We start from the raw sequence: 24,308 nt of genomic DNA, 5'->3' as shown, positions 1-24,308 counted from the left end.
TTTAAAATTTTTAACAGTTATAAATGATGCTGTTACAGGCAAACTTATAAATGTAGCCGGAGAAGTAGTGGTGAAAAGAAGCGAGGAGAGTGAAGTGAATTGAAAAGTGATATCCTTAGAAAAATAATTGGTGGGATTCTCCTTGTTTCATTAATATCTTTAGTATGTAATCAATCATTTCAAGAATATCTTCATATCCCAAAAAGCATTACATTGTTTGAAGGACAATCAATGGAGATCAACAATAGTGAGGCGATTTCTGTGACAGCAAATGTAGCAGACGAAGATTCGGTTGTTGCATTAAGTCAAGAAAAAGGGAAATTTTCTTTGCAAGGAAAAGTTAGTGGGAAAGATGAGATGATGCTTGAACTTGCAGGTATTCCAATAAAAAAAGTGGATGTGAATGTTCTTAAAGACTTTAAAGTAATTCCCGGTGGTCAGTCCATTGGGGTGAAACTAAATACTGTTGGCGTACTGGTGGTAGGGCACCATCAGGTTAATACAGAAGAAGGAAAGCAATCACCTGGTGAAAAGGCTGGAATAAAAGTGGGCGATATGATAGTCGAAATAAATGGTATGAAAATAGAAAAAATGGCAGATGTAGCACCTTTTGTTCAAAAAGCAGGCGAAGGAAACAAACCTTTAGATTTAGTTGTAAAAAGAGAGAAAGAGGAGTTTAAAACCAAGTTGATGCCCCTAAAAGAAAAAGGGGATAACACATATAAATTAGGGCTTTATATAAGGGATTCAGCAGCTGGGATTGGAACAATGACTTTCTATCACCCAGACTCCATGAAATATGGAGCGTTAGGACATGTAATCTCAGATATGGATACAAAAAAACCAATCGTTGTGGATGATGGAGAAGTACTAAGATCAACTGTAACAAGTATTGAAAAAGGAAGTAATGGAAATCCTGGTGAAAAATTAGCAAGATTTTCAGAAGATAAAGAAATAATCGGGGATATTAAAACAAATAGTCCTTTTGGAATATTTGGTGTATTAAATAAACAAATTAAAAATGGCATAATGGATAAGCCAATGCCAATAACGTTATCAGACCAAGTAAAAGAAGGGCCAGCGCAAATCTTAACGGTTGTAGATAATGATCAGGTGAAGCTATTTGATATAGAAGTAGTAAGCTCTGTCCCTCAAAAGTATCCTGCAACAAAAGGATTAGTCATCAAAGTGACAGATAAAGAATTATTAAGCAAAACAGGCGGTATTGTACAAGGAATGAGCGGAAGTCCAATTATTCAAGATGGCAAGGTCATCGGAGCTGTAACCCATGTATTTGTAAATGATCCGACAAGCGGATATGGGGTTCACATTGAATGGATGTTAAATGAGGCAGGAATCGATATTTATGAAAAAGAGCAAAAAGCATCATAAAAAATAAAATGTCTCATGTAAAAGGATGAATCGACAATCCTTTTACATGAGACATTACTACTACTACGCATTTTGCATAATGAAATCTAACAAATAACCAACCGTGATAAATAATCCAAACATGGTGTTTGTTAAACCAGTGTTTTTCATGGCGATCGGTGTTTGGCTTCGATCTCCTTTAAAGCCCCTAATGGCATCTAATGGCTTTTTGAAACTAAGCAGTACGATTAATAGCCAAGGACTAAAGAAGCCGAGAGCAACGAAAATAATAATCCAGAGGTATGATAAGATAAATAATGCCGCAAGTAGGTTAACCGCTTTGTTAAAGCCGATAAGAATAGCAATCGTCTTTCTGCCACCTAATGTATCCTCTTCAATATCCCTAATATTATTCGATAAATTAATCGCACCAATTAGAATAGCGATTGGAACAGAAATAAGGATGCTCTCCTCGCTAATGTGACCTGCTTGGATAAAGAAAGAGATAAGGATGAAGATACATCCCATACATATGCCAGAAAAAACTTCTCCAAGAGGTGTATAAGCTATTGGAAGCGGACCTCCTGTATATAAATAGCCAATCGCCATGCCGAGAATGCCGACTAATGCAATCCACCAAGAAGTATTAGAACAAATATAAATACCTAAAAGTAGTGCAATTATATATAGGCTGATTGCCATATTTAAAACTAATTTTGGCTTCATTCCATGATGAACAATTGCTCCGCCTATTCCTACTGAATCTGCAGTATCAATTCCTCTTACATAATCATAGTACTCATTAAATAAGTTGGTTGCGATTTGAATAATCAAACAAGCAAACATCATGGCAAAAAATAAACCCCATTTTGTTGAGGCATGAGGGAAAGATAATACCGTACCAATGGAAACTGGTACAAAAGAAGCTGTTAACGTATGCGGTCTCGTTAGCTTCCATAGTATTTTATAAGTGTTGTTTTCCTTAGTGACGTTCTCCATAAAAAAATCCTTTCTATACTTTGGGAAAATGAAAACACAAATACTTAATAAATTTGTGCAAGCTTTATCTGTTTTATACAGATAAATGTAAAAACAAAAAAACTAGACGTTTTTGTGTCCAACTTTAATAATACCGCATAAAGTTGTATCCCAACAAGAAAATATTCATAAAAAAGTCATAATTTTTTCTTCCAAATAAAGAAGTGTTTGGGTATATGGAAGATAAGTCACTTGATTGCTTTTTCTATTGCCAAGTGTTGTGTATAATAAAGTCGTAAAGATTTTTCGACAAAAACATGAAGGATATCGAAATCAGTCGAAAACGTGAGAAAATGAGAGAAATAATGGGGTTTTTCCTATTTTTTAAGTTTTTTTTATAAAATCAAAGGATTTTTGGTTGCTTTGTCGAAAATGTCATTTAGAATAAAAATATAGATAAAATTAGAGACATTTGGATTGAGGGAGGAAACAATCGTTGAAGAAAATAAAAGTATGCATTGTGGATGACAATCGTGAACTGGTAGGATTATTGGAAGAGTATATAGATGCTCAGGACGACATGGAAGTAATTGGTGTTGCCCATAACGGCCAGGAGTGTCTAGAGCTAGTAGAGCAGCTAGAACCAGACGTGATGGTGCTAGACATTATCATGCCTCATTTAGATGGTTTAGCCGTATTAGAAAGAATGCGCCAAATGAATAAACCTATGCCTAACGTGATTATGTTAACTGCCTTTGGTCAAGAAGATGTTACAAAAAAAGCGGTTGAATTAGGTGCCTCTTATTTTATTTTAAAACCGTTTGACATGGAGTATTTAGCAAGCCATATTCGTCAAGTAAGTGGCAAAACAACCGGATTTGTCAGAAAATCTTCTTCTTCTTTCAAAACACAAGAACCAAAAACGAAGAATTTGGACGCAAGCATTACAAGTATTATTCACGAGATTGGTGTTCCTGCCCATATTAAAGGATACCTCTATTTACGCGAAGCCATTTCCATGGTTTATAATGATATCGAATTATTAGGATCCATTACAAAAGTATTGTATCCAGATATCGCGAAGAAATTTAATACAACAGCAAGCCGTGTCGAGCGGGCAATCCGTCATGCTATTGAAGTGGCGTGGAGCAGAGGCAACATCGACTCCATCTCATCCTTGTTCGGCTACACTGTCAGCATGTCCAAAGCAAAACCAACTAACTCAGAATTTATCGCGATTGTGGCAGATAAGCTGAGATTGGAGCATAAGGCTTCCTGAGAGGGTTAGGGCTGTTGGTAGGAGAGGGTTTTAGAGAAACGGTAAAACCCACCAATATGTAAAAGATAAACTTTCTCTTTGGATTTAAACCAATAAATTTTTACCAACAAACCCAATAAATCAAATGATTTATTGGGTTTGTTTTTGTTGAGTATAAGTAAGAAAATAAAAGGACCTAAAAAGTTGAAAAACAACCTTTTTGTGTCCTAGGGGGGAGTGACTCTTTAAACAGATTTATTACTCTATTAAAGTGATTCAGCACTTTTTTTCATGAATCGATAACTATCTTTATGTTTGAAATCATTCTCGCTATAATTTAAGCTATTACAAGCAAAAAATAAATTCTCTAGCCAGTCTAAATCCTTTTGTTTGCATGCTGAAATACACTCTTGTTCTATATAAGGGGTAGCTATTGCTTTTCCGAGTTCACGAAAAAGCTCAATTGCTTCAAGAGAACCTGGCCAATTTCTATCTTGTAATAATCTTGCTAATTTAGGTAAAGCTTTTTTATTGTTTGGATATCCTATTTTTTTAATAACCCTAACACTATTTTCCCAGCACTCTTTCCCGTATTTAGGGATAATCATATCGGCTTTATCTGGAGGCAAATTAATTAGAAAGTCAATTGCTATCTCTTGATTTTCTTTAGGTAATAGCCAGTTTAAATTATATACATAATATAAAATTTCAGCATCCTCTATTTCGTCAATCCTAAACATAATGGTACCTCTCTGTTACTTAATTGGATTATGTTTTAATATAACAGCATAGTCTATTTTAGCCATTCTTGCTTTAGATTAATGTTACCATGTATTCGAGAGGGATTAGGGATTTCCTATAAAATTTTTTCAAGAAGGGAAGCAAATAGGAACAAAAAGCAATGGGGACAACAAAATACTAAAAAGCAAGAAAATGAAGCGCTTTAAATAGCTAGAATAAAAAACACGCCCATATAGTTATATTCCCGCGATTATTTAACTGATTAATCCAAAATAAGGAATTTATTTTAAAAAATTGAAAAATAATCGTTCAAAGATTTGCTTTCTGCAGATTAACCTGTTACTATTAAGGAGACTTATTTTTGTTCTTTAGAAAATAGTTGAGAAATACATATTTCTTTATTTTTTACTACGAGCAAGGATAGTAATACATTTGTGCATAAAGCACATAGGAGGAAACAAGAAATGGCTACAGGTAAAGTAAAATGGTTTAACGCAGAAAAAGGTTTTGGATTCATCGAAACAGAAGAAGGACAAGATGTATTCGTACATTTCAGCGCTATTCAAACTGAAGGTTTCAAAACTTTAGACGAAGGTCAAGAAGTAAGTTTTGACATAGAAGAAGGTCAACGCGGACCTCAAGCTGCTAACGTAGTAAAAAACTAATTTAACAAAAGTAATACAGGCTCTGACTTAGGTTAGGGCCTGTTTTTTTCATCTAACCAAAACATTATGTAAATGGCTTTATATAATGAAGTTCTACATAAGGAAGTGATTTTGTTATGACGAAAATATTTGCACACAGAGGTTTTTCGGCACATTATCCGGAGAATACAATGAAGGCTTTTATCGAGGCAGAAAAGGCAGAGGCTGATGGGATTGAAATTGATATTCAAATGTCTAAGGATGGAGAAATAGTCATCATCCATGATGAAAAGGTTGATCGAACAACGGATGCTTCAGGCTATGTGCAAGCATTCAGTTATAAGGATTTAAGATCATTTAATGCAGGACATCGATTTAAGCAGGACGAAAATGAGCCTATTCCCACATTAATCGAGTTATTTGATTGGATGCAAGATAATGACATAATCTGCAATATTGAAATGAAGAATAACAAGATTGCATATGAAGGAATGGAAGAGAAAACGATTGCTCTCATCCGCAAATATGGTTTTGAAAAAAGAATTATTTTCTCCTCCTTTAATCATTATAGTCTTGTACATACTTATCGCATCGCTCCAGAAATTGAAACAGCTCCTTTGTTGTCTGATGGAATTTATCAGCCTTGGATTTATGCCAATGCTATAAATGCTAAAGGATTTCACCCTAATTATAAACGGATAAATCCAGAGATAATAAAAACCTCAGAAGAAAATAATATTAAAGTTAGGGCATATACGGTAAATAATCCGAAAACGATGCAAGCATTAATGGATGCTGGAATATCTGCCATTATTACAGATGAGCCAATTATTGCACGAACTGTCCTGACACAATCATAAAAAATGGGTTTTCTGCTGTAATCTCTAATATAGAGAAGAGGCGGAAAACCTTTTTTTGCAAGAAAAGAATTCTTAAACAACTATTTGAATATTCCACCTTAATAAGTTAGCGTCTCAAAATATTAAAACAGACATAACCTTTCTACTTTTCAGAAATAAAAGAAAATGGGAAAAAAATTGCATAATTTTTAGGGAGTAGGTATAGTATAGATATGAAATAAATTGCACGGATAGACAGATGGGAAGTGTGCGAATGATTGATCGAATGATACAGTCAACCTCTTATACGCTTTTTGATGAAATAAAGGAAGGCATAATTATAGTAGATAATTGCGGAGTTATCTCTTATTTCAATAAAAGTGCGCAAAGTTTGATGCAGAACCAATATTCACTTCAAAAAGACCAGCATATTTTATCCGTTATCCCTAACAGTGGGATGATGAGAGTATTACATACGAAAAGAATAGAGGAGCAGAAAAAGTTTGCTGTTTCTGAAACGGATTATCTTCTTATTTCCCGTTATCCATTGATAGGAAAAGATAATAGTATAATCGGTGCTGTAGCGGTATTACAAGAAGAGAGTCAAAAAAGACATTGGATAGATAAAGATAACCTTCAAATGCTGCTAACATTGCTTTTGCAAAAAAGTGCAGAAGCCTATGTTGTAGTAGATGAATTTGGTCATATTGTTATGCAAAATTCGTCATATAAAGAATTGGCTGTGCTTCTTGATCAGCAAAATAATCATCAATTAATGAAAAAAAATAGAGAAGAAGTTATTCAAACAAGAAGAGATGCAGAAATAATCATTCAGACAGGCACCTTATGTTTAACGGTAAAAAGTACACCTATTATAGTGGATGGAAAATTAAAGGGCTGTTTGCAAATTCTTCATAATGAAACAGAAACGGCTCAGTTAAAAAAGGAACTTCAACAGACAAAAGCCATTATCCGAGGATTAGAACAAAGCTTTCAGTTTGATGATTTTATATATCAGTCTCCATCCATGAACTTTGCTATTGAACAGGCAAAGTTAGCAGCAGGGAGTAAACAGGTTATATTTATCCGCGGAGAAGAGGGAACTGGTAAGTTTATGCTTGCAAATGCCATTCATAATTGGGGTGGAAATAAGTTTCATCTATTTAGACGGATTCGTCCACAGAAGCATCGAGAACAGTTACGAGCATTTTTAAATAAAAAGAACCCTTTATCAAAAGGAACTGTATATCTTGAAAATATTACCTGTTTATCGATGGCTGAACAAACCTTGCTTTTAAAAAGATTGAAGGAATTAGAACTGGAAGAGAAGCAGCTATCATCTTTTCGCCTTATTGTTTCCTCCCCTATTAAGCTAGAAAAAGCACTAATGGCAGGGGATTTTTTAGAGGAGCTTTATGATGAATTAATGAAATCAAATATATACTTACCACCTTTAAGGGAACGTAAAGAGGATATTTATCTGCTAGCAAAACATTTTCTTATCGAGTTGAACGAAGACAGTGGAAGATGGATAACTGATATTGACCCAGAAGCACAGACGGCATTAAAAAATTATGGTTATACAAGGAATATCCTTGAATTAAAGGCAATCCTCCAGCTTTCGATGATACAAGCTAAGGAAGAAGATACCGTGCTCAAATTAGAGCATCTCGCGCCACCGCAGGTAATAAAAAAGCATCAAGCGGAATTTCAAGAGGAAGCCAATGCTGACAATCAAACATTATCTGACCTGGTAGAGAAATACGAGAAAGTTATTATCGAACAGACATTGAGAAAGCTAGATGGAAATAAAACATTAACTGCTAAAACATTGGGTCTGTCAGTCCGTAATTTATACTATAAATTGGATAAGTATCATTTAAATTAAATTTTTTAGGGGCTTATAAAAATGAGGAAATATCGCATATTGGTCATAAACCCACGGGCAGGAGAAACCGAAATCGCCTTATATGAAAATGAAGTTCCGATTATTGTAGATGATTTACACCATGATTCCAATAAATTGCTAGAATTCCCTTCGATTGTTGCTCAATATAAATATCGATCAGATGAGGTTTTATCTTATTTAGTAAATAAAGGAATCAACCTTTCCAAATTGGCAGCTGTCTGTGGAAGAGGCGGGCTGCTTAAACCGATCGATGGTGGAACTTATTCGATAAATGCTGCTATGCGGGAGGAGCTGTTCGCTCAAACAAGAGGAGAGCATCCTTCCAATTTAGGAGCGCTCATCACTTATGACATTGCTGAACATTTAGAGATTCCTTCCTATATAGTTGATCCAGTTGTTGTCGATGAAATGGACGATATTGCGAAGGTTTCTGGATATCCGAGCATTACAAGAAAAAGTGTTTTTCATGCACTTAATCATAAAGCAACGGGAAGACGAGCAGCGATGGAGTTAGGCAAAAAATATGAAGAAGCACATTTGATTATTGCACATCTTGGGGATGGAATTACAATTGGTGCACATGCAAAAGGAAAAGTAATAGACGTCAATAATGGTTTAAATGGGGAAGGGCCATTTAGTTTGGAACGGTCTGGTACTTTGCCTCATGGTGATTTAGTTGATTTATGCTATTCAGGTAAATTTACATATGAAGAAATGAAGCATCAATTATTGTATCATTCTGGAGTGAAATCCTATCTTAATAAAGTGCCTGAAGGTTCTTTTGACATAGAGGAAGAGCTTGGTAAACGAGATAATCCCAATATTCTTATTTACGAGGCGTTAGCTTATCAAATTGCTAAAGAAATTGGCAGTGCGAGCACCGTGCTTTTTGGCAAAGTAGATGCCATTATCCTGACAGGTGAACTGGCCTTTAGTAACCGTTTTGTAAAATTAATTATGGAACGTGTTAATTGGATTGCAGATATAATGGTATATCCAGGTGAAAACGAACGTCAATCTTTAGCAGAAGGTGTTTTAAGAGTATTACGTAAGGAAGAGAGACCAAAAGAATATGGGGAAAGAGAGGAGTGAAGATAGATGGCTAAAGAATATGATCTTGTCATTCTAGGAGGAGGAACGGGTGGTTATGTTGCAGCGATCCGTGCTTCTCAATTAGGTTTAAAGACAGCAGTGGTTGAAAAAGGAAAATTAGGTGGAACGTGTTTACATAATGGCTGTATTCCAAGTAAAGCGTTATTAAGAAGTGCTGAGGTTTATGCAACAGCGAAAAAAAGCGAGGAGTTTGGAATTATTTCCTCAGATATAAGATTAGATTTCAATCGGGTGCAAGAAAGAAAATCCACCATTATAAGCCAGCTTCACAGCGGTGTTCAGTATTTAATGAAAAAAGGAAAAATTGATGTTTATGAAGGAAATGGAAGAATAATGGGACCATCCATTTTTTCCCCGATGCCAGGCACTATTTCGGTTGAAATGAATAATGGAGAAGAAAACGAAATGCTGCTTCCGAAACATGTAATCATTGCAACAGGGTCCCGGCCAAAAAGCTTACCTGGCCTAGAGATTGATGGTTCGACTGTCATTAGTTCAGAAGAAGCGCTGCAAATGGAAAAACTTCCTTCGTCCATTATAATCGTTGGCGGGGGAGTAATAGGGGCTGAATGGGCCTCCATGCTTGCTGATTTTGATGTGAAAGTAACTATTTTAGAATATAGTGACCGATTGGTGCCAACAGAGGATAAGGAAATCAGTAAAGAATTACAAAGAATTCTCAAGAAAAAAGGAATTCAGATCGTAACGGGTGCTAAAGTACTTCCCGAAACCTTACAGAAGAATGTGGATAAAGTAATCATTCAAGCAGAAAAAAATGGTGAGACCAAGTCCTTTGAAGGGGAAAAGCTGCTAGTATCTGTAGGCCGCATAGGAAATGTAGAAGGAATTGGTCTTGAAAATACCGACATTGCGGTTGTTCAAAATCAAATTCAAACAAATGAATTCTATCAAACGAAAGAATCACATATTTACGCAATTGGTGATTGTATAGGAGGATTACAGCTTGCGCATGTTGCCTCCCATGAAGGGATAATCGCTGTGGAGCATATAGCCGGTGAAAAACCACATCCACTGGATTATAAAACAGTTTCCAAATGTATTTATACAAGTCCTGAGATTTCCAGTGTAGGATATACAGAAGAAGAAGCAATTGAGCTTGGATTTACGATTAAAAAAGGCAAATTTTCCTTTAAAGCGATTGGAAAAGCGCTTATTTTTGGAGAACAAGATGGATTTGTCAAAATAATTACAGATCAAGAAACCGATGATTTATTAGGTGTGCATATTATAGGGGCCCATGCAACAGATCTTATTGGAGAAGCTGCTCTTGCCAAAGTGCTAGACGCAACAGCTTGGGAAATTGGGAATACAATTCATCCCCATCCAACACTGACAGAGGCAATTGGAGAAGCAGCCCTTGCTGTTGAAGGAAAAGCCATTCATGGTTAATAAAGAAATCAAAAAATAATGTCTAGCTAAATAGGGGGAACAAACATGAATCAATTAGGAGGTAATAGTATGACAATGGTTCATAATCGCCATTTAGAGGCGGGATTAACGGATGATCAAGTATTAGAAATGTATGAGCAGATGCTCCTCGCCAGAAGAATTGATGAAAGAATGTGGTTACTAAATAGAGCAGGAAAAATTCCTTTTGTTATCTCTTGTCAAGGGCAAGAAGCAGCCCAGGTAGGAGCAGCATTTGCCTTCGATCGGGAAAAGGATTACATGCTTCCATATTATCGTGATCTGGGTGTTGTATTAACCTTTGGCATGACACCGAAGGAAATAATGTTATCGGGCTTTGCGAAAGCAGAAGACCCAAACTCAGGCGGAAGACAAATGCCAGGACATTTTGGGCAGAAGAAAAATAGAATTGTTACAGGTTCATCACCAGTAACGACTCAAGTACCTCATGCAGTGGGAGTTGCTTTAGCTGGGAAGATAGAAAAGAAGGATTTCGTAACCTTTGTCAGCTTTGGAGAGGGTTCTTCTAATCAGGGAGACTTCCATGAAGGGGCCAACTTCGCTGGTGTGCATAAGCTGCCTGTTATTTTTCTTTGTGAAAATAATAAATATGCGATTTCCGTTCCAATTGAAAAGCAATTAGGATGTGCAAATGTTTCTGACCGTGCAATTGGTTATGGCATGCCGGGATACACTGTAGATGGAAATGATCCAATTGAAGTGTATCGAGTGACGAAAGAGGCGGTTGATAGAGCAAGAAGAGGCGAAGGGCCGACTTTAATTGAAACGATTTCTTATCGTTTAACTCCTCATTCTTCTGACGATGACGACAGCAGCTATCGTGCGCGCGAAGAAGTCACAGAAGCTAAAGCAAAAGATCCATTATTCACTTTTAAAGCGTATTTGCTTTCTACAGGAATACTAACTGAAGAAATGGATCAAGAGTTAAATAAGAAATTGGCAGATGTGATCAATGAAGCAACGGATTATGCAGAAAAAGCACCATATGCACAACCAGAAGATACATTGAAATATGTATACGGGAATTAAGGGGGAAACAGAAAGATGCCAGTAATATCCTATATAGATGCAGTAACTCAAGCCATTCGGGAAGAAATGGAGAAGGATGACAAAGTATTTATTCTTGGAGAAGATGTAGGAGTAAAAGGTGGAGTTTTTAAAGCGACAACAGGTCTGTATGATCAATTTGGAGCAGAGCGAGTAATAGATGCACCTTTAGCGGAGTCGGCAATAGCTGGGGTAGGAATAGGAGCTGCAATGTATGGCTTAAAACCAATTGCCGAAATGCAATTTGCTGATTTTATAATGCCTGCTGTCAATCAAATTGTTTCAGAAGCAGCAAAAATAAGATATCGATCTAACAATGACTGGACTTGTCCAATTGTTATTCGTGCTCCATATGGAGGAGGTATTCATGGTGCGCTTTATCATTCTCAATCTGTAGAAGCTATGTTTGCTAATACACCAGGACTAAAAATTGTTATGCCTTCTACACCATATGATGTCAAAGGCTTGTTAAAAGCGGCAATTCAAGACCCTGATCCGGTATTATTCTTTGAACATAAGCGTGCTTATCGATTAATTAAAGGTTTTGTTCCAGAAGAAGATTATGTGTTACCAATTGGTAAAGCAGATGTAAAGCGTGAGGGCGAAGATATAACAGTCATCACATATGGTTTATGTGTCCATTTTGCCTTGCAGGCTGCTGAAAAGTTAGCAGAGGATGGCATTTCTGCACATATTTTAGATTTGCGAACAGTTTATCCACTCGATAAAGAGGCTATTATTGAAGCCGCTTCTAAGACAGGAAAGGTTCTGCTAGTAACAGAGGATAACAAAGAAGGTAGTGTTATTAGTGAAGTTGCAGCAATTATTGCAGAAAACTGCTTATTTGATTTAGATGCACCAATTATGCGTCTAGCGGCTGAAGATGTTCCGGCAATGCCATATGCACCAACAATGGAAAAATTCTTCTTGGTAACACCAGAAAAAGTCGAAACAGAAATGCGCAAGCTCGCAGAATTTTAAGTCGTACAACAAGGAGGGAAAAAGAATGCCGATTGAAAAGATAACAATGCCTAAACTAGGAGAAAGTGTAACAGAAGGAACAATTAGTAATTGGATTGTTGCTGTAGGGGATGTCGTAAATAAATACGATCCTCTTGCAGAAGTAATGACAGATAAAGTAAATGCAGAAATTCCATCTTCTTTTTCGGGAACCATTAAAGAACTTCTTGCAGAAGAGGGGCAAACACTTGAAGTAGGGGAAGTAATTTGTACCATTGAAGTAGAAGGGGACGATACGCAGGTAGAGAAAGAAGTAAAAGCGGAATCGAAAGAAAAAACTGAAGCACCTTTAGCTGATGCTGCTACAAGTCAAAAGGCAAGATATTCACCAGCTGTTTTACGCCTTTCTCAAGAAGCGGGAATTGACTTAACGCTTTTAACTGGAACAGGTGCAGGGGGAAGAATTACTAGAAAAGATGTTCAAAAGGCAATCCAAGAAGGAATTCCCCAAGTTAAAACAGAAGAAAAAAGTTCTGTTAATGGAATAGTTGAACATGCTCCTCAACGAGAAACAATCGTACATAATGTGCCAACAAGTGCAGGGGATAAGGAGTTTCCAATTACGGGATTAAGAAAAGCAATTGCTAACAATATGGTAAAGAGTAAACATGAGATTCCTCATGCCTGGACAATGATCGAAGTGGATGTTACCAAACTGGTTCAATACAGAAATAAAGTGAAAGACTCCTTTAAAAAAGAAGAAGGCTATAACTTAACATTCTTTGCTTTCTTTGTTAAAGCCGTTGCGCGTGCATTAAAAGAATTTCCGCAAATTAATTCGACTTGGGCAGGCGATAAAATTATCCAGAAAAAAGAGATTAATATCTCCATTGCTGTTGCGACAGAAAATGCACTGTTTGTCCCAGTCATCAAAAATGCGGATGAAAAGTCGATAAAAGGAATTGCTAGAGAGATTACAGAACTTGCAAACAAAGCGAGAACAGGCAAGCTTACAGTTGATGAAATGCAAGGCGGCACATTTACTGTTAATAATACCGGATCATTTGGCTCCATTCAGTCAATGGGAATTATCAATCATCCTCAAGCAGCGATTCTTCAAGTGGAATCAATCGTGAAGAGACCAGTTATTAAAGATAATATGATTGCGATCTCTGATATGGTGAATTTATGCATGTCTCTTGATCACCGTGTATTAGATGGTCTTATATGCGGAAGATTCCTTCAGAGAATCAAGGAAATATTAGAGACAACGTCAGAGGAAACAACACCAATATATTAAAGACTGTAATGAATAAAGAAGTTTTGCAATCAAATAAATTGAAAATGAATACTTTTTTTATAATAATGTAAAAAGAAGATATTTCATAAAAGGAGCGAAACGATGAATATTGATTTTAATTTATTCATGAATGATGTTGTCCGTCAAGCACGCCAAGAAATAGTAGAGGCTGGTTACGAAGAACTTACAACAAAAGAAGCTGTAGATGAAGCATTATCCCAAAAAGGTACCACTTTAGTGATGGTTAATTCTGTATGTGGATGTGCAGGTGGAATTGCAAGACCAGCTGCAGGTTACTCTTTACATTATAAAAAAAGGCCAGATCAATTAGTAACTGTATTTGCAGGACAAGATAAGGAAGCAACAGAACAAGCCCGTTCATATTTTACAGGTTTTCCTCCTTCCTCTCCGTCTTTTGCATTAATGAAAGATGGTGAGCTTGTTAAAATGGTAGAACGCCATGAAATTGAAGGTCATGATCCTATGCAAGTGGTAGAAAAACTACAAAATGCATTCGAAGAATATTGCACAGAAGTAAAGTAAGCTTGCTTTATTGATGATAATATTGCACCTTGAAAGTTAAAGTAAATTTGGCTTTCAGGGTGTTTTTTTATGGAAATAGAAGTTGGCAATGCTTTTTGCAGCAAGAAAAAAGATTAAAAAACGTGTACTAGATAAAATTAGCGACATGAAATTATCCAACTTTATTATTTATTTGAAAATTACATTTTTTCAGAATAGTATTTCATTTGATGAATTTGTATAAATTATATTGAATAATTATTAGCATGTGTTAAAATTCATATTGTTGCATGAATATAAATTGAAAGACTATCTAATAATTTGCAACAAACTACTAATATTAATAGAGAATAAAAGCATAAGTATGTATAGGGGGATTTTAAGATGAAAAAATTATTAGCATTAATGCTGTTGTCTATAGTAGTCATTTTAAGTGCATGTGGCGCTTCTACTGATGAAAAAGGTTCAAACAGTGGAAATGAATCGGCTGATAAAAAAGTACTTGTGATGGGAACATCAGCAGATTATGCACCATTTGAATACATCGATACTGCAAAAAGTGATGAGATTATCGGTTTTGATATTGATTTAGCCAAAGCACTAAGCGAAAAGCTAGGTTACCAAATTCAAGTGAAAGATATGGATTTTAGCGGGTTAATTTCTGCCTTACAATCTGGCAAAGTGGATTTGGTATTATCTGGTATGTCTCCAACACCGGAAAGAGCAGAAAATGTTGACTTCAGCGATGTCTATTTCACGGCAAAAGACTTAGTTGTAACAACAAAAGATAGCAATATTAAAACTGTTCAAGATCTTGATGGGAAAAAGGTTGGAGTACAACTAGGATCGATTCAAGAAGATGCAGCAAAAGAAATCGCTAAAACAGTAAAAGTTACAGTAGAGAACCGTGACCGTATTCCTCAATTAATTCAAGAAATTAAAGCAGGTCGTTTTGATGCAGCAATTATTGAGGATGTTGTTGCAAAAGGTTATTTAAATAAAGAAGATACATTAACATCTTTCCCGGCGAAAGAAGCGAATGAAGACGCTGGTTCGGCTATTGCATTTCCTAAAGGCAGTGACCTAACAGAAAAGTTCAATGCTGAATTAAAGAAAATGAAAGATAGCGGCGAAATTGATAAGTTAGTTGTAAAATGGTTTGGTAACTAAGATAAGGTATATGTGGGGGATAGTTTAGGGCTGAATATGCCCTAAACATTTTCTTGTTTTTTAAGCTATATAATAGATAAAAACATCCCCCGTTTTTTTAGAAAGGATTGAGATAGTTATGGGCTTAGATTTCCAACAATTTATTCCTTCTCTCCCATATTTGTTAAAGGGAATCACTGTGACATTGCAAATTGTTGTGGTGGCAGGAATAATTGGTTTTGTTTTAGGTATTATACTTTCGATATTTAAACTTAGTAAGCTGCCAGTGCTTAGCTGGATTGCTGCTATTTATACATCAGTTTTTAGAGGAACGCCCCTTGTTCTTCAATTAATGATTATCTATTTTGGTGTACCACAATTAACTGGTATCCAAATTGAGCCAGCTATTGCAGCAATTCTTTCCTTTGGTTTAAATTCAGCTGCTTATATTTCAGAAATTATTCGAGCTGGAATTTTAGCAGTAGATCGCGGCCAAAAAGAAGCTGCTATGGCGTTAGGTGTTTCCCCTAGGCAAGCAATGTTCGATTTAATTTTGCCTCAGGCTTTAAAGAACATTTTTCCAGCATTAATCAATGAAGCTGTTTCCTTAACAAAAGAGTCAGCTGTTGTTACTGTTATTGGTGTTACAGATATTATGCGTAGAGCTTATATAATGGGCGGCGAAAAATATGCATACTTGGAGCCAATGATTCTTGCCGGCCTTATTTATTACGTTCTAGTAATGATACTGACAACATTGGCAAAAGCAGTTGAAAGGAGAATGAGAAGAAGTGATTAATGTTGAAAATTTGCATAAATCTTATGGCTCTCTTCAAGTTTTAAAAGGGATAAATACGCAAGTAGAAAAAGGCGAAGTAGTAACGATTATTGGTCCTTCTGGCTCAGGAAAGTCTACCTTTCTGCGCTGTATTAACTTACTGGAAGTACCTACAAAAGGAAAAGTAATAATTGATGGTACGGATATTACTGATAAAAATACAAATATAAAAAGAATAAGAGAAAACGTTGGGATGGTATTTCAACATTTTCATCTTTTCCCGCATAAAACGGTTTTACAAAATGTGACATATGCACCAATCAAAGTAAAGGGACTAAGCAAGAGTGAAGCGGAAAAAATGGGTCAAGAGCTTCTTGCTAAAGTGGGGCTTGCCGATAAAGCGCATGTATACCCTAGCCGTTTATCAGGCGGACAAAAGCAAAGGGTGGCAATTGCACGTGCCCTTGCCATGAATCCAGAAGTAATCCTATTTGATGAACCAACGTCAGCTTTGGATCCTGAAATGGTTAAAGAAGTGCTTGAGGTAATGAAGTCACTCGCAAACACTGGAATTACCATGCTTATTGTGACACATGAAATGGGCTTTGCCAGAGAAGCGGCAAATAGAGTTCTATTCTTAGATGGTGGAGTGGTAGTGGAAGATGCTCCTCCAGCTGAGTTCTTTACAAACCCTAAAACAGACCGCGCCAAAGAGTTTTTGGAGAAAATGCTATAAGAATGTTAAACAGGTTTCTTTGTCAATTAGATGAAGAAACCTGTTTCTTTTTGATAAAATGGACTTTCTATTCCGCATAAAGATACAACAATCACACAAACTAAGGAAAAAAAGAGAGTGTGATTGGATGTTGAAACTAGTTTTGTCTATTCTCTTAACAATCTCCCCCGTATGGCCGTTGGGGATAAATCCATTACCAGGAGATCCTTTTCTAATTATTAATAAAAAAACGAATCAATTAACCTTGATAGACGAAAATCGAGTGCAGACAACAATAAGTGTTTCGACCGGAAAAAAAGAAGATTTAACGCCAGAGGGTTTATTTACGATAACAGTTAAAGCCACAAATCCCTATTATCGAAAAAAAGATATTATGGGAGGAGATGAGGAAAATCCATTAGGGACACGATGGATTGGTTTTGATGCAAATAATACAGATGGAAGAATGTATGGGATTCATGGCACAAATAATCCAGGAAGTATCGGGAAATACGTGTCACAAGGCTGTGTACGCATGCAAAATGAGGCAGTGGAATCCATTTATGATTTCATTCCTTTAGGAACAAAAGTGTTGATTACCAATTCAGATAAAAGTTTTCAAGAGCTAGCGAAGGAATATGGGGCGATTGAATAAAAGCGAAGAAGTTTTATCCTTCTTCGCTTTCTTAACCTTAAATTAAAATAACATTCCAATTCCAATCAACAGGGTAGATGCAAGCATAACAAAGATCATTAAATATACAACAATCTTTTGTAATCTATTTTTCTTTTTCTTCATAGTATCCTCCATGTCTTAACCATTCTTATTGTCTATTTTACTAAGAATAACAGAATGGTACAACTATAAATAGATGGAATATTTGCTTGTGGGAATTTTTCGATATTTATAAGAAAAAATGAGATTCCTCTCTTATTATTTTTATTTGATGTTCTTTTTTTATAGGCGTATACTAATAATGTCACTAATTTTTGGAGGAACGAAAAATGATCAATCAAGAACGTTTATTAAATCAATTTTTAGAACTGGTACAAATTGATTCGGAAACAAAATATGAAAAAGAAATCAGTATCGTACTAAAAAAGAAATTTGAAGAATTAGGCTTAGAAGTGATAGAAGATGATACTACAGCTATTACTGGTCATGGTGCAGGAAATTTAATTTGTACGCTTCCTGCAACGAAAGAGAACGTGGATCCTATTTACTTTACCTCACATATGGATACAGTAGTACCAGGCGTTGGCGTAAAACCATCCATTAAAGATGGATACATAGTAACAGACGGCACAACAATACTCGGCGCAGATGATAAAACTGGACTATCTGTTATGCTTGAAATACTTACAGTAATCAAAGAAAATAATATTCCTCATGGAACGATCCAATTTATCATTACAGTTGGAGAAGAATCTGGATTATTAGGTGCAAAAGCACTTGATCCAAAATTAATCCAAGCAAAATATGGGTATGCACTAGATAGTGATGGGAAAGTAGGAAATATCGTTGTGGCAGCACCAACACAAGCAAAAGTTAAAGCAACGATTCTAGGAAAAACGGCTCATGCTGGCGTAGCACCTGAAAAAGGAGTTTCTGCTATTACTATTGCATCAAAAGCGATCGCAAAAATGCCACTAGGTCGTATCGATAAAGAAACAACAGCTAATATTGGCAGTTTTGCTGGTGGTAAACAAACAAATATCGTTTGCGACCATGTAGATATCCTTGCAGAAGCACGTTCATTAGTAGAAGATAAAATGCTTGCACAAGTAGCGAAAATGAAGGAAGCATTTGAATCGGCAGCTAGTGAAATGGGTGGACAGGCAATTGTCGAAGTGGATGTTATGTATCCAGGCTTTAAATTTGGCGAAGGTGACCATGTTGTAGAAGTAGCGAAAAAAGCGGCAGCAAAAATCGGCAGAAGCTGCGAACTACAACAAAGCGGTGGCGGAAGTGATGCCAACGTTATCTGTGGTTTTGGTATCCCAACGGTTAACTTAGCGGTAGGTTATGAAGAGATTCATACAACTAATGAAAAAATGCCAATCGAAGAATTAAATAAATTAGCTGAAATGGTACTTGCTATAATAGATGAAGTAACAGGTCAATAATTATATGATGGAGTTGTGGGTGTTTCCTTTTTAGGGAGCACTCTTTTTAGTATAAATCAAACAAATGTTTCTATTTTTACTTGCATTTATCTAGAAAACAGAGGAAAATATTGTATAGGTAAATACTACTGTAAAATAGAATCTTTGGGGGGAATATAAATGGAAGAAAAGAAGGTTGTTATATTTAAAGTGGCAAACGGAGAATATTCCGTAGATGTTTCTTATGTCATATCAATTGAAAAGGAAGAGCAGATTACCCCTGTTCCTCAATTGCCATCCTTTGTCAGAGGAATAAGAAAAGTAAGAGACGAGCTTATCCCTGTTATTGATTTACAGATGGTTTTATATAATCAAAAAACAGAAGAAAATGAAAATAATAAATTAATTGTTGCACGAACAGAAGATATTTCGTTTGCAATGATTGTAAATGATGCAAAAGAGATTCTTGATATAAAAGACGAAGTAATAAAAGAAGTGGGCATTTCCGCTTATCAGAAAACAGAATATATAACAGGTGTTCTTAATTTAGAAAATCGTTTGGTATTAATGCTTGATCCAACTATTTTACTAGAAACACTTGAAGGTGTAAAAGAAATTAAAGACTATATGAAAAATCAGCCTGCGTAAGCAGTAAGGTTTGCGCTAAAAGCAGAGGAATAGAAGTGACTATAAATGATCTTAAAGAATTGGTGAAAGCAAAATGAAAGAATTTTATCCAAAAAAGGGACGAGTTATTTTACACGTAGATATGAATAGTTTTTATGCATCTGTTGAAATGGCTTATGATCCACAGTTAAAGGGGAAGCCATTGGCAATTGCAGGAAATGAAAAAGAGCGCAGAGGTATTATTGTCACTTGCAGCTATGAAGCAAGAAAATTTGGTGTAAAAACAACCATGCCTTTATGGGAAGCGAAGAAAAAATGTCCGGATTTAATTGTTTTGCCTCCAAATTTTGATCGTTATCGAACGGCATCTCTTGCGATGTTTCAAATTCTTCACGAATTTTCCGATATTGTTGAGCCTGTTTCCATTGATGAGGGATATGTAGATATTACGCATTGCCATGAGTTAGGAACACCGATATATATTGCAAGAACGATTCAGAAACGAATTTTTGAACGGTTAGACTTACCATGCAGTATCGGGATTGCCCCTAATAAATTTCTTGCCAAAACAGCTTCTGATTTAAAAAAACCAATGGGAATCACGATTTTAAGAAAACGCGATATTCCTAAAATACTTTGGCCGATGCAAGTAGAAGAAATGCATGGTATAGGAAAAAAAACAGGGGAAAAACTAAGAGCAATTGGCATAGAAACTATAAAAGATTTAGCAATGGCGCAGTCTATTCTTTTAAAAGCAACACTTGGCATCAATGGAATTCGTTTAAAGGAGAAAGCCAATGGAGAAGATAATCGACCAGTTGATCCAGAAGCTGCCAATGAATTTAAAAGTATTGGCAATTCAACAACATTGCCGCGCGATATAAAGAATCAGCAGGATTTATTCCAAGTATTGGCATCTTTAGCGAATAAAGTGGCTACAAGAATGAAAAGAAAACATGTACATGCTAATCATCTATCTGTAACCATTCGCTATGGGAACAGAAAAAACTATTCCAAGAGCAAAAAATTAGCAAATCCAATTAAATCAGAGGAAGAGATATTTCAGCAGAGCAAAGAGATTTTTACGACAGCATGGGATGGAAATCCTGTTCGTTTATTAGGTATAACAGCAGGAGATTTAATCGACAATAATATTGTAGTAAAACAACTTGATCTCTTTTCCTTTGAAAAAGAAGCAGAGAAAGAACCATTATGGACAGCAATAGATAGGCTGAAAGAAAAATATGGCGCTTCTATTATTGAACCAGCATCAGAAAGAAATAATATTTCGAAAAAAGAAGAAGACATTGGTACCAAAACTAGTTTTAATAAAGATTTTTTGCAAGGAAAGAAATTTTAGTTAAGTTATTTGTGACAAAAAAAATTTTTTTAAATAATCAAGAAAAGTAGTTGCATTTTAGTTGCATAACTTAAAAAATCTTGCTAAAGTTAAGTGAATTCTACTATAAGGATACATAGTTTAGAAGGGACGTTAGGAAAAATGACAAAACAGCAATTTGGTGTAATCGGTTTAGCGGTTATGGGTAAAAACCTTGCTATGAATATCGAAAGCAGAGGCTATACTGTTTCCGTTTTCAACCGTTCAAAAGAAAAAACAGAAGAAATGCTTAAAGAATCAGAAGGCAAGAATATTGTTGGAACATATACATTAGAAGAATTTGTACAATCTTTAGAAGTTCCACGTAAAATCATGTTAATGGTTAAAGCTGGTCCAGCTACAGACGCAACAATCGAGCAATTAAAACCTTTATTAGATAAAGGCGATATTGTCATCGATGGCGGTAACACATTCTTTAAAGATACACAAAGACGTAATAAAGAGCTTAGTGAACTTGGTATTCACTTCATCGGTACAGGTGTTTCTGGCGGTGAAGAAGGAGCATTAAAAGGACCTTCTATTATGCCTGGTGGCCAAAAAGAAGCATATGAATTAGTTGCTCCGATTTTCCGAGATATTTCTGCAAAAGTTAACGATGAGCCTTGTACAACTTATATCGGTCCAGACGGTGCCGGCCACTATGTAAAAATGGTGCATAACGGAATCGAATATGGAGATATGCAATTAATCTGTGAAGCATACTTCATCATGAAGCATGTTTTAGGCTTAGAAGCACAAGAACTTCATGAAGTATTTGCAGAGTGGAATAAAGGGGAGCTAGACAGCTACCTAATTGAAATCACTGCAGATATCTTTACTAAAGTTGACGAAGAGACTGGTAAACCTTTAGTAGATCTAATCTTAGATACTGCTGGTCAAAAAGGAACTGGTAAATGGACAAGCCAAAGTGCTCTAGACTTAGGTGTACCACTTCCAATGATTACAGAATCCGTATTTGCTCGTTTCATTTCTGCAATGAAGGACGAACGCGTAAAAGCAAGCAAAGTACTTTCTGGCCCAGAAATTAAACCTTTCACAGGTGATAAAGCAGCATTTATCGAATCAGTTCGTAAAGCTCTATACTTAAGCAAAATTGTTTCTTATGCCCAAGGTTTTGCGCAAATGAGAGAAGCGTCAGAAGAATACGATTGGAACTTAAACTATGGCGAAATCGCAATGATTTTCCGCGGTGGTTGTATTATTCGCGCTCAATTCTTACAAAAAATTAAAGATGCATATGATCGTGATCCAGAATTGAAGAACCTTCTATTGGATCCATACTTCAGTGAAATTACTGAAAACTACCAATCAGCATTACGTGAAGTAATTTCTGGAGCTGTCTTAAACGGTATTCCTGTACCAAGCTTTGCAGCAGCATTATCATACTTTGATAGCTACCGTACAGCAACTTTACCAGCAAATTTACTACAAGCGCAACGTGACTACTTCGGTGCTCACACATATGAGCGTCTTGACAAAGAAGGAATCTTCCATACAAACTGGATGGAAAAATAAGAATGGCGATAAAAAGCACACTACGATTTTATATGTAGTGTGCTTTTTTTTTGAAGGAGAAGGTGGTGTTCATGAGATGGATGAACACCAAAAATAAGAGAAGGAGAGGAAAAGAGGTGTTCATAAGATGAATGAAAACCACAAATAAGAGGGGGAGGAAGAAAAGAGGTGTTCATAAGGTGAATGAAAACCACAATGAAGAGAGAGCAGAGGAAAAGAGGTGTTCACAAGATGGATGAAAGCCAAAAATAAGAGAAGGAGGAAGAAAAGAGGTGTTCATAAGATGGATGAAAGCCAAAAATAAGAGAAGGAGGAAGAAAAGAGGTGTCCATAAGGTGAATGAAAACCACAATGAAGAGAGAGCAGAGGAAAAGAGGTGTTCATAAGGGAATGAAAACCACAATGAAGAGAGAGCAGAGGAAAAGAGGTGTTCATAAGATGAATGAAAACCACAATGAAGAGAGAAAAGCAGAAAAAAGGCGTTCATCAGCCATTTTAGAACCAACAAAAAAAGAAAAAGGCAGTAAAGTGACCTTCATACATAAATTTTACGTATCCAAAGAGTTTAAACAACTACAAAATCTACAAACAAATTACAACGAGAAGACAAAAAAATATGCTGCTATAACAAGCAGCACAATCATCTAGCAAATTACTTTTTCACAAAAATAAATGTATTAAAAACAATCTACTCTTTAAAAGTTATATCAATATAAACAATTTCCGATCTGCTGCCAATTCTAATGGGCGGTCCCCAAAATCCAAATCCAGAGGAAACTATTGCATGAAGCTGTTTCTTTTTCTTATAGCCCCAGTCCAACTCAAAAACTCGTTTGGTAATTAGATGGTTTGGTGCCATTTGCCCGCGATGGGTATGTCCAGATAGAATGATATCAATTCCATCATTCATTGCTGCTTCCAGTTCATCTGGCTGGTGATCCATCATCAGAATTGGTAAATGGTTACTTTCACTTTCAAGAAGGCTAGGAATGGAAAGTCTTTCTTGGTCCGTTTTATCTTTACGACCAATTAATCGAATGGTTTCATCGATAGTTACTTTTTCGTCCATTAAGATGCGAATACCAATTCGGTTCATTTCTTCTAGAAAAGTTGGAATCATTTTGCCGTAATATTCATGATTACCTAATACCCCAAAAATACCTAAAGGAGCTTGTAATTGTTTTAATTGTTCTCCCATATCCTTTTTCAAAAAAGGAATGGGATCGTCATCAATGATATCCCCAGGCAGCAAGATTAAATCTGGCTCTAAACCGTTTATTTTCGTTACAAGGCGGTTTAGATGACTTTTCCCAGATAAAGTACCAAAGTGCATATCAGAAGCCATAGCGATCCTCAGAGAGTCTCTTTTCGCTTGTTTTTTGTCTACTGTGAGTTTATAGGTTCTAATAACAGGAGAATAAGCGTTAAATGTTCCGTAAATAAGTAAAAACAGAAGAATTACCGCGGCAGCACTTCCTACTATTTTTGTTGCATCTTCTGACGGAATAGATAGGTTTAATAAAAGCCATCCTAAATTAGCTAATGGAAACAGTATGATACCATATTCAAAAATAGCAAGCCAGTACGCACCAAGTACTTTAAATATGGTAATGGACTTAAGGAAATGGCTGACAATATATGAATAAGAGAAAAGAATAACTGCTCCAATATAAATGGATGGATAGGTTAATAGATTTAAGGAATCAAGCCATACATAACCATTCCATCCTAAGTAGAAGACGAGTAGATTATATAAAAGGAATACGAGAATGACAGATAGGATTAATTTGATTTTTTTCATGAGAAACTCCTTAGACTGAAATCATAATTTAGGGAAAGAAAAAACGTGAATACAATAAGATTCACGTTTTTTAGAGAGTCACTTGAA

Annotated in this window: 24 protein-coding genes; 20 read left to right on the top strand and 4 right to left on the bottom strand. The window is 35.9% G+C overall.

From position 1 onward, the window contains the following. Positions 1-99: 99 nt before the first annotated feature. On the top strand, positions 100-1,392 hold the full coding sequence (gene spoIVB / locus C2I06_RS09060; RefSeq protein WP_095332867.1) for a SpoIVB peptidase: 1,293 nt from the start codon (positions 100-102) through the stop codon (positions 1,390-1,392). A 63-nt stretch (positions 1,393-1,455) separates the two neighbouring features. On the opposite strand, the gene C2I06_RS09055 is transcribed toward spoIVB, so the two are convergent. Beyond that, positions 1,456-2,370, bottom strand: a complete 915-nt coding sequence (locus C2I06_RS09055; RefSeq protein ID WP_123257904.1) for a 1,4-dihydroxy-2-naphthoate polyprenyltransferase — start codon at positions 2,368-2,370, stop codon at positions 1,456-1,458. A 475-nt stretch (positions 2,371-2,845) separates the two neighbouring features. Here C2I06_RS09055 and spo0A point away from each other — a divergent pair, with 475 nt between their 5' ends. Further along, positions 2,846-3,628, top strand: coding sequence for a sporulation transcription factor Spo0A (gene spo0A / locus C2I06_RS09050; RefSeq protein ID WP_047941117.1), 783 nt, complete (start codon positions 2,846-2,848; stop codon positions 3,626-3,628). Between the two features lie 245 nt (positions 3,629-3,873). Here the strand turns inward: spo0A and C2I06_RS09045 are convergent, their stop codons facing one another. Next, positions 3,874-4,347: a hypothetical protein gene (locus C2I06_RS09045; protein ID WP_123257903.1), complete on the bottom strand. Its 474-nt coding sequence runs from the start codon at positions 4,345-4,347 to the stop codon at positions 3,874-3,876. Between the two features lie 465 nt (positions 4,348-4,812). Here C2I06_RS09045 and C2I06_RS09040 point away from each other — a divergent pair, with 465 nt between their 5' ends. The 13 genes from C2I06_RS09040 (at position 4,813) to C2I06_RS08980 (ending at position 17,428) form a co-directional block, all read left to right on the top strand. Continuing rightward, complete coding sequence (locus C2I06_RS09040) at positions 4,813-5,013, top strand: cold-shock protein (protein WP_047941113.1); 201 nt, start codon at positions 4,813-4,815, stop codon at positions 5,011-5,013. Between the two features lie 116 nt (positions 5,014-5,129). Then, positions 5,130-5,852 carry a glycerophosphodiester phosphodiesterase gene (locus C2I06_RS09035; protein WP_123257902.1) on the top strand — a complete coding sequence of 241 codons (723 nt, stop codon included), beginning with the start codon at positions 5,130-5,132 and terminating at the stop codon, positions 5,850-5,852. Positions 5,853-6,105: 253 nt separating this feature from the next. After that, a complete protein-coding gene (locus C2I06_RS09030) occupies positions 6,106-7,719 on the top strand; it encodes an AAA-type ATPase lid domain-containing protein (RefSeq protein ID WP_164463651.1) in 1,614 nt (537 codons plus the stop codon). A 21-nt stretch (positions 7,720-7,740) separates the two neighbouring features. Then, positions 7,741-8,832: a butyrate kinase gene (buk, locus tag C2I06_RS09025; RefSeq protein WP_123257900.1), complete on the top strand. Its 1,092-nt coding sequence runs from the start codon at positions 7,741-7,743 to the stop codon at positions 8,830-8,832. Between the two features lie 6 nt (positions 8,833-8,838). Beyond that, a complete protein-coding gene (lpdA, locus tag C2I06_RS09020) occupies positions 8,839-10,263 on the top strand; it encodes a dihydrolipoyl dehydrogenase (protein ID WP_123257899.1) in 1,425 nt (474 codons plus the stop codon). A gap of 75 nt (positions 10,264-10,338) precedes the next feature. Continuing rightward, positions 10,339-11,331 carry a thiamine pyrophosphate-dependent dehydrogenase E1 component subunit alpha gene (locus tag C2I06_RS09015; RefSeq protein ID WP_047941355.1) on the top strand — a complete coding sequence of 331 codons (993 nt, stop codon included), beginning with the start codon at positions 10,339-10,341 and terminating at the stop codon, positions 11,329-11,331. Between the two features lie 15 nt (positions 11,332-11,346). Beyond that, positions 11,347-12,330: an alpha-ketoacid dehydrogenase subunit beta gene (locus C2I06_RS09010; RefSeq protein WP_047941108.1), complete on the top strand. Its 984-nt coding sequence runs from the start codon at positions 11,347-11,349 to the stop codon at positions 12,328-12,330. 25 nt (positions 12,331-12,355) lie between these two features. Beyond that, positions 12,356-13,609 carry a dihydrolipoamide acetyltransferase family protein gene (locus tag C2I06_RS09005; RefSeq protein ID WP_123257898.1) on the top strand — a complete coding sequence of 418 codons (1,254 nt, stop codon included), beginning with the start codon at positions 12,356-12,358 and terminating at the stop codon, positions 13,607-13,609. A 102-nt stretch (positions 13,610-13,711) separates the two neighbouring features. Next, complete coding sequence (locus C2I06_RS09000; RefSeq protein WP_095332881.1) at positions 13,712-14,152, top strand: BrxA/BrxB family bacilliredoxin; 441 nt, start codon at positions 13,712-13,714, stop codon at positions 14,150-14,152. Positions 14,153-14,515: 363 nt separating this feature from the next. Continuing rightward, complete coding sequence (locus tag C2I06_RS08995; protein WP_123257897.1) at positions 14,516-15,301, top strand: transporter substrate-binding domain-containing protein; 786 nt, start codon at positions 14,516-14,518, stop codon at positions 15,299-15,301. A gap of 118 nt (positions 15,302-15,419) precedes the next feature. Further along, positions 15,420-16,079: an amino acid ABC transporter permease gene (locus C2I06_RS08990; protein WP_095332885.1), complete on the top strand. Its 660-nt coding sequence runs from the start codon at positions 15,420-15,422 to the stop codon at positions 16,077-16,079. Further along, complete coding sequence (locus C2I06_RS08985) at positions 16,072-16,794, top strand: amino acid ABC transporter ATP-binding protein (protein WP_095332887.1); 723 nt, start codon at positions 16,072-16,074, stop codon at positions 16,792-16,794. Before C2I06_RS08990 ends, C2I06_RS08985 begins: the two co-directional genes overlap by 8 nt. Positions 16,795-16,921: 127 nt before the next feature. Beyond that, on the top strand, positions 16,922-17,428 hold the full coding sequence (locus tag C2I06_RS08980; protein WP_123257896.1) for a L,D-transpeptidase: 507 nt from the start codon (positions 16,922-16,924) through the stop codon (positions 17,426-17,428). Positions 17,429-17,470: 42 nt separating this feature from the next. Here the strand turns inward: C2I06_RS08980 and prli42 are convergent, their stop codons facing one another. Then, positions 17,471-17,584, bottom strand: a complete 114-nt coding sequence (prli42, locus tag C2I06_RS24970) for a stressosome-associated protein Prli42 (RefSeq protein WP_235973367.1) — start codon at positions 17,582-17,584, stop codon at positions 17,471-17,473. Positions 17,585-17,778: 194 nt separating this feature from the next. On the opposite strand from prli42, the gene C2I06_RS08975 reads away from it, so the two are divergent. The 5 genes from C2I06_RS08975 to C2I06_RS08955 all read left to right on the top strand — a co-directional run bounded on the left by C2I06_RS08975 (position 17,779) and on the right by C2I06_RS08955 (position 23,068). Further along, positions 17,779-18,900 carry a tripeptidase T gene (locus C2I06_RS08975; RefSeq protein ID WP_123257895.1) on the top strand — a complete coding sequence of 374 codons (1,122 nt, stop codon included), beginning with the start codon at positions 17,779-17,781 and terminating at the stop codon, positions 18,898-18,900. Between the two features lie 159 nt (positions 18,901-19,059). Further along, a complete protein-coding gene (locus tag C2I06_RS08970; protein WP_047941099.1) occupies positions 19,060-19,527 on the top strand; it encodes a chemotaxis protein CheW in 468 nt (155 codons plus the stop codon). A gap of 73 nt (positions 19,528-19,600) precedes the next feature. After that, on the top strand, positions 19,601-20,866 hold the full coding sequence (locus tag C2I06_RS08965) for a DNA polymerase IV (RefSeq protein WP_095332893.1): 1,266 nt from the start codon (positions 19,601-19,603) through the stop codon (positions 20,864-20,866). A 141-nt stretch (positions 20,867-21,007) separates the two neighbouring features. Beyond that, positions 21,008-22,420 carry an NADP-dependent phosphogluconate dehydrogenase gene (gndA, locus tag C2I06_RS08960; protein ID WP_047941097.1) on the top strand — a complete coding sequence of 471 codons (1,413 nt, stop codon included), beginning with the start codon at positions 21,008-21,010 and terminating at the stop codon, positions 22,418-22,420. Positions 22,421-22,810: 390 nt separating this feature from the next. Beyond that, the gene (locus C2I06_RS08955) at positions 22,811-23,068 is read left to right on the top strand and encodes a hypothetical protein (RefSeq protein WP_164463650.1); all 258 of its coding nucleotides are present in this window, start codon (positions 22,811-22,813) and stop codon (positions 23,066-23,068) included. Between the two features lie 40 nt (positions 23,069-23,108). Here the strand turns inward: C2I06_RS08955 and C2I06_RS08950 are convergent, their stop codons facing one another. Further along, positions 23,109-24,221, bottom strand: a complete 1,113-nt coding sequence (locus tag C2I06_RS08950; RefSeq protein ID WP_095332900.1) for a metallophosphoesterase — start codon at positions 24,219-24,221, stop codon at positions 23,109-23,111. Positions 24,222-24,308: the final 87 nt, after the last annotated feature.

Source organism: Niallia circulans, assembly GCF_003726095.1.
In the GTDB taxonomy this organism is placed as follows: domain Bacteria; phylum Bacillota; class Bacilli; order Bacillales; family Cytobacillaceae; genus Niallia; species Niallia circulans_A.
Note: the sequence above shows the minus strand (reverse complement) of the source record. Positions and strands in the feature narration are given on the sequence as shown.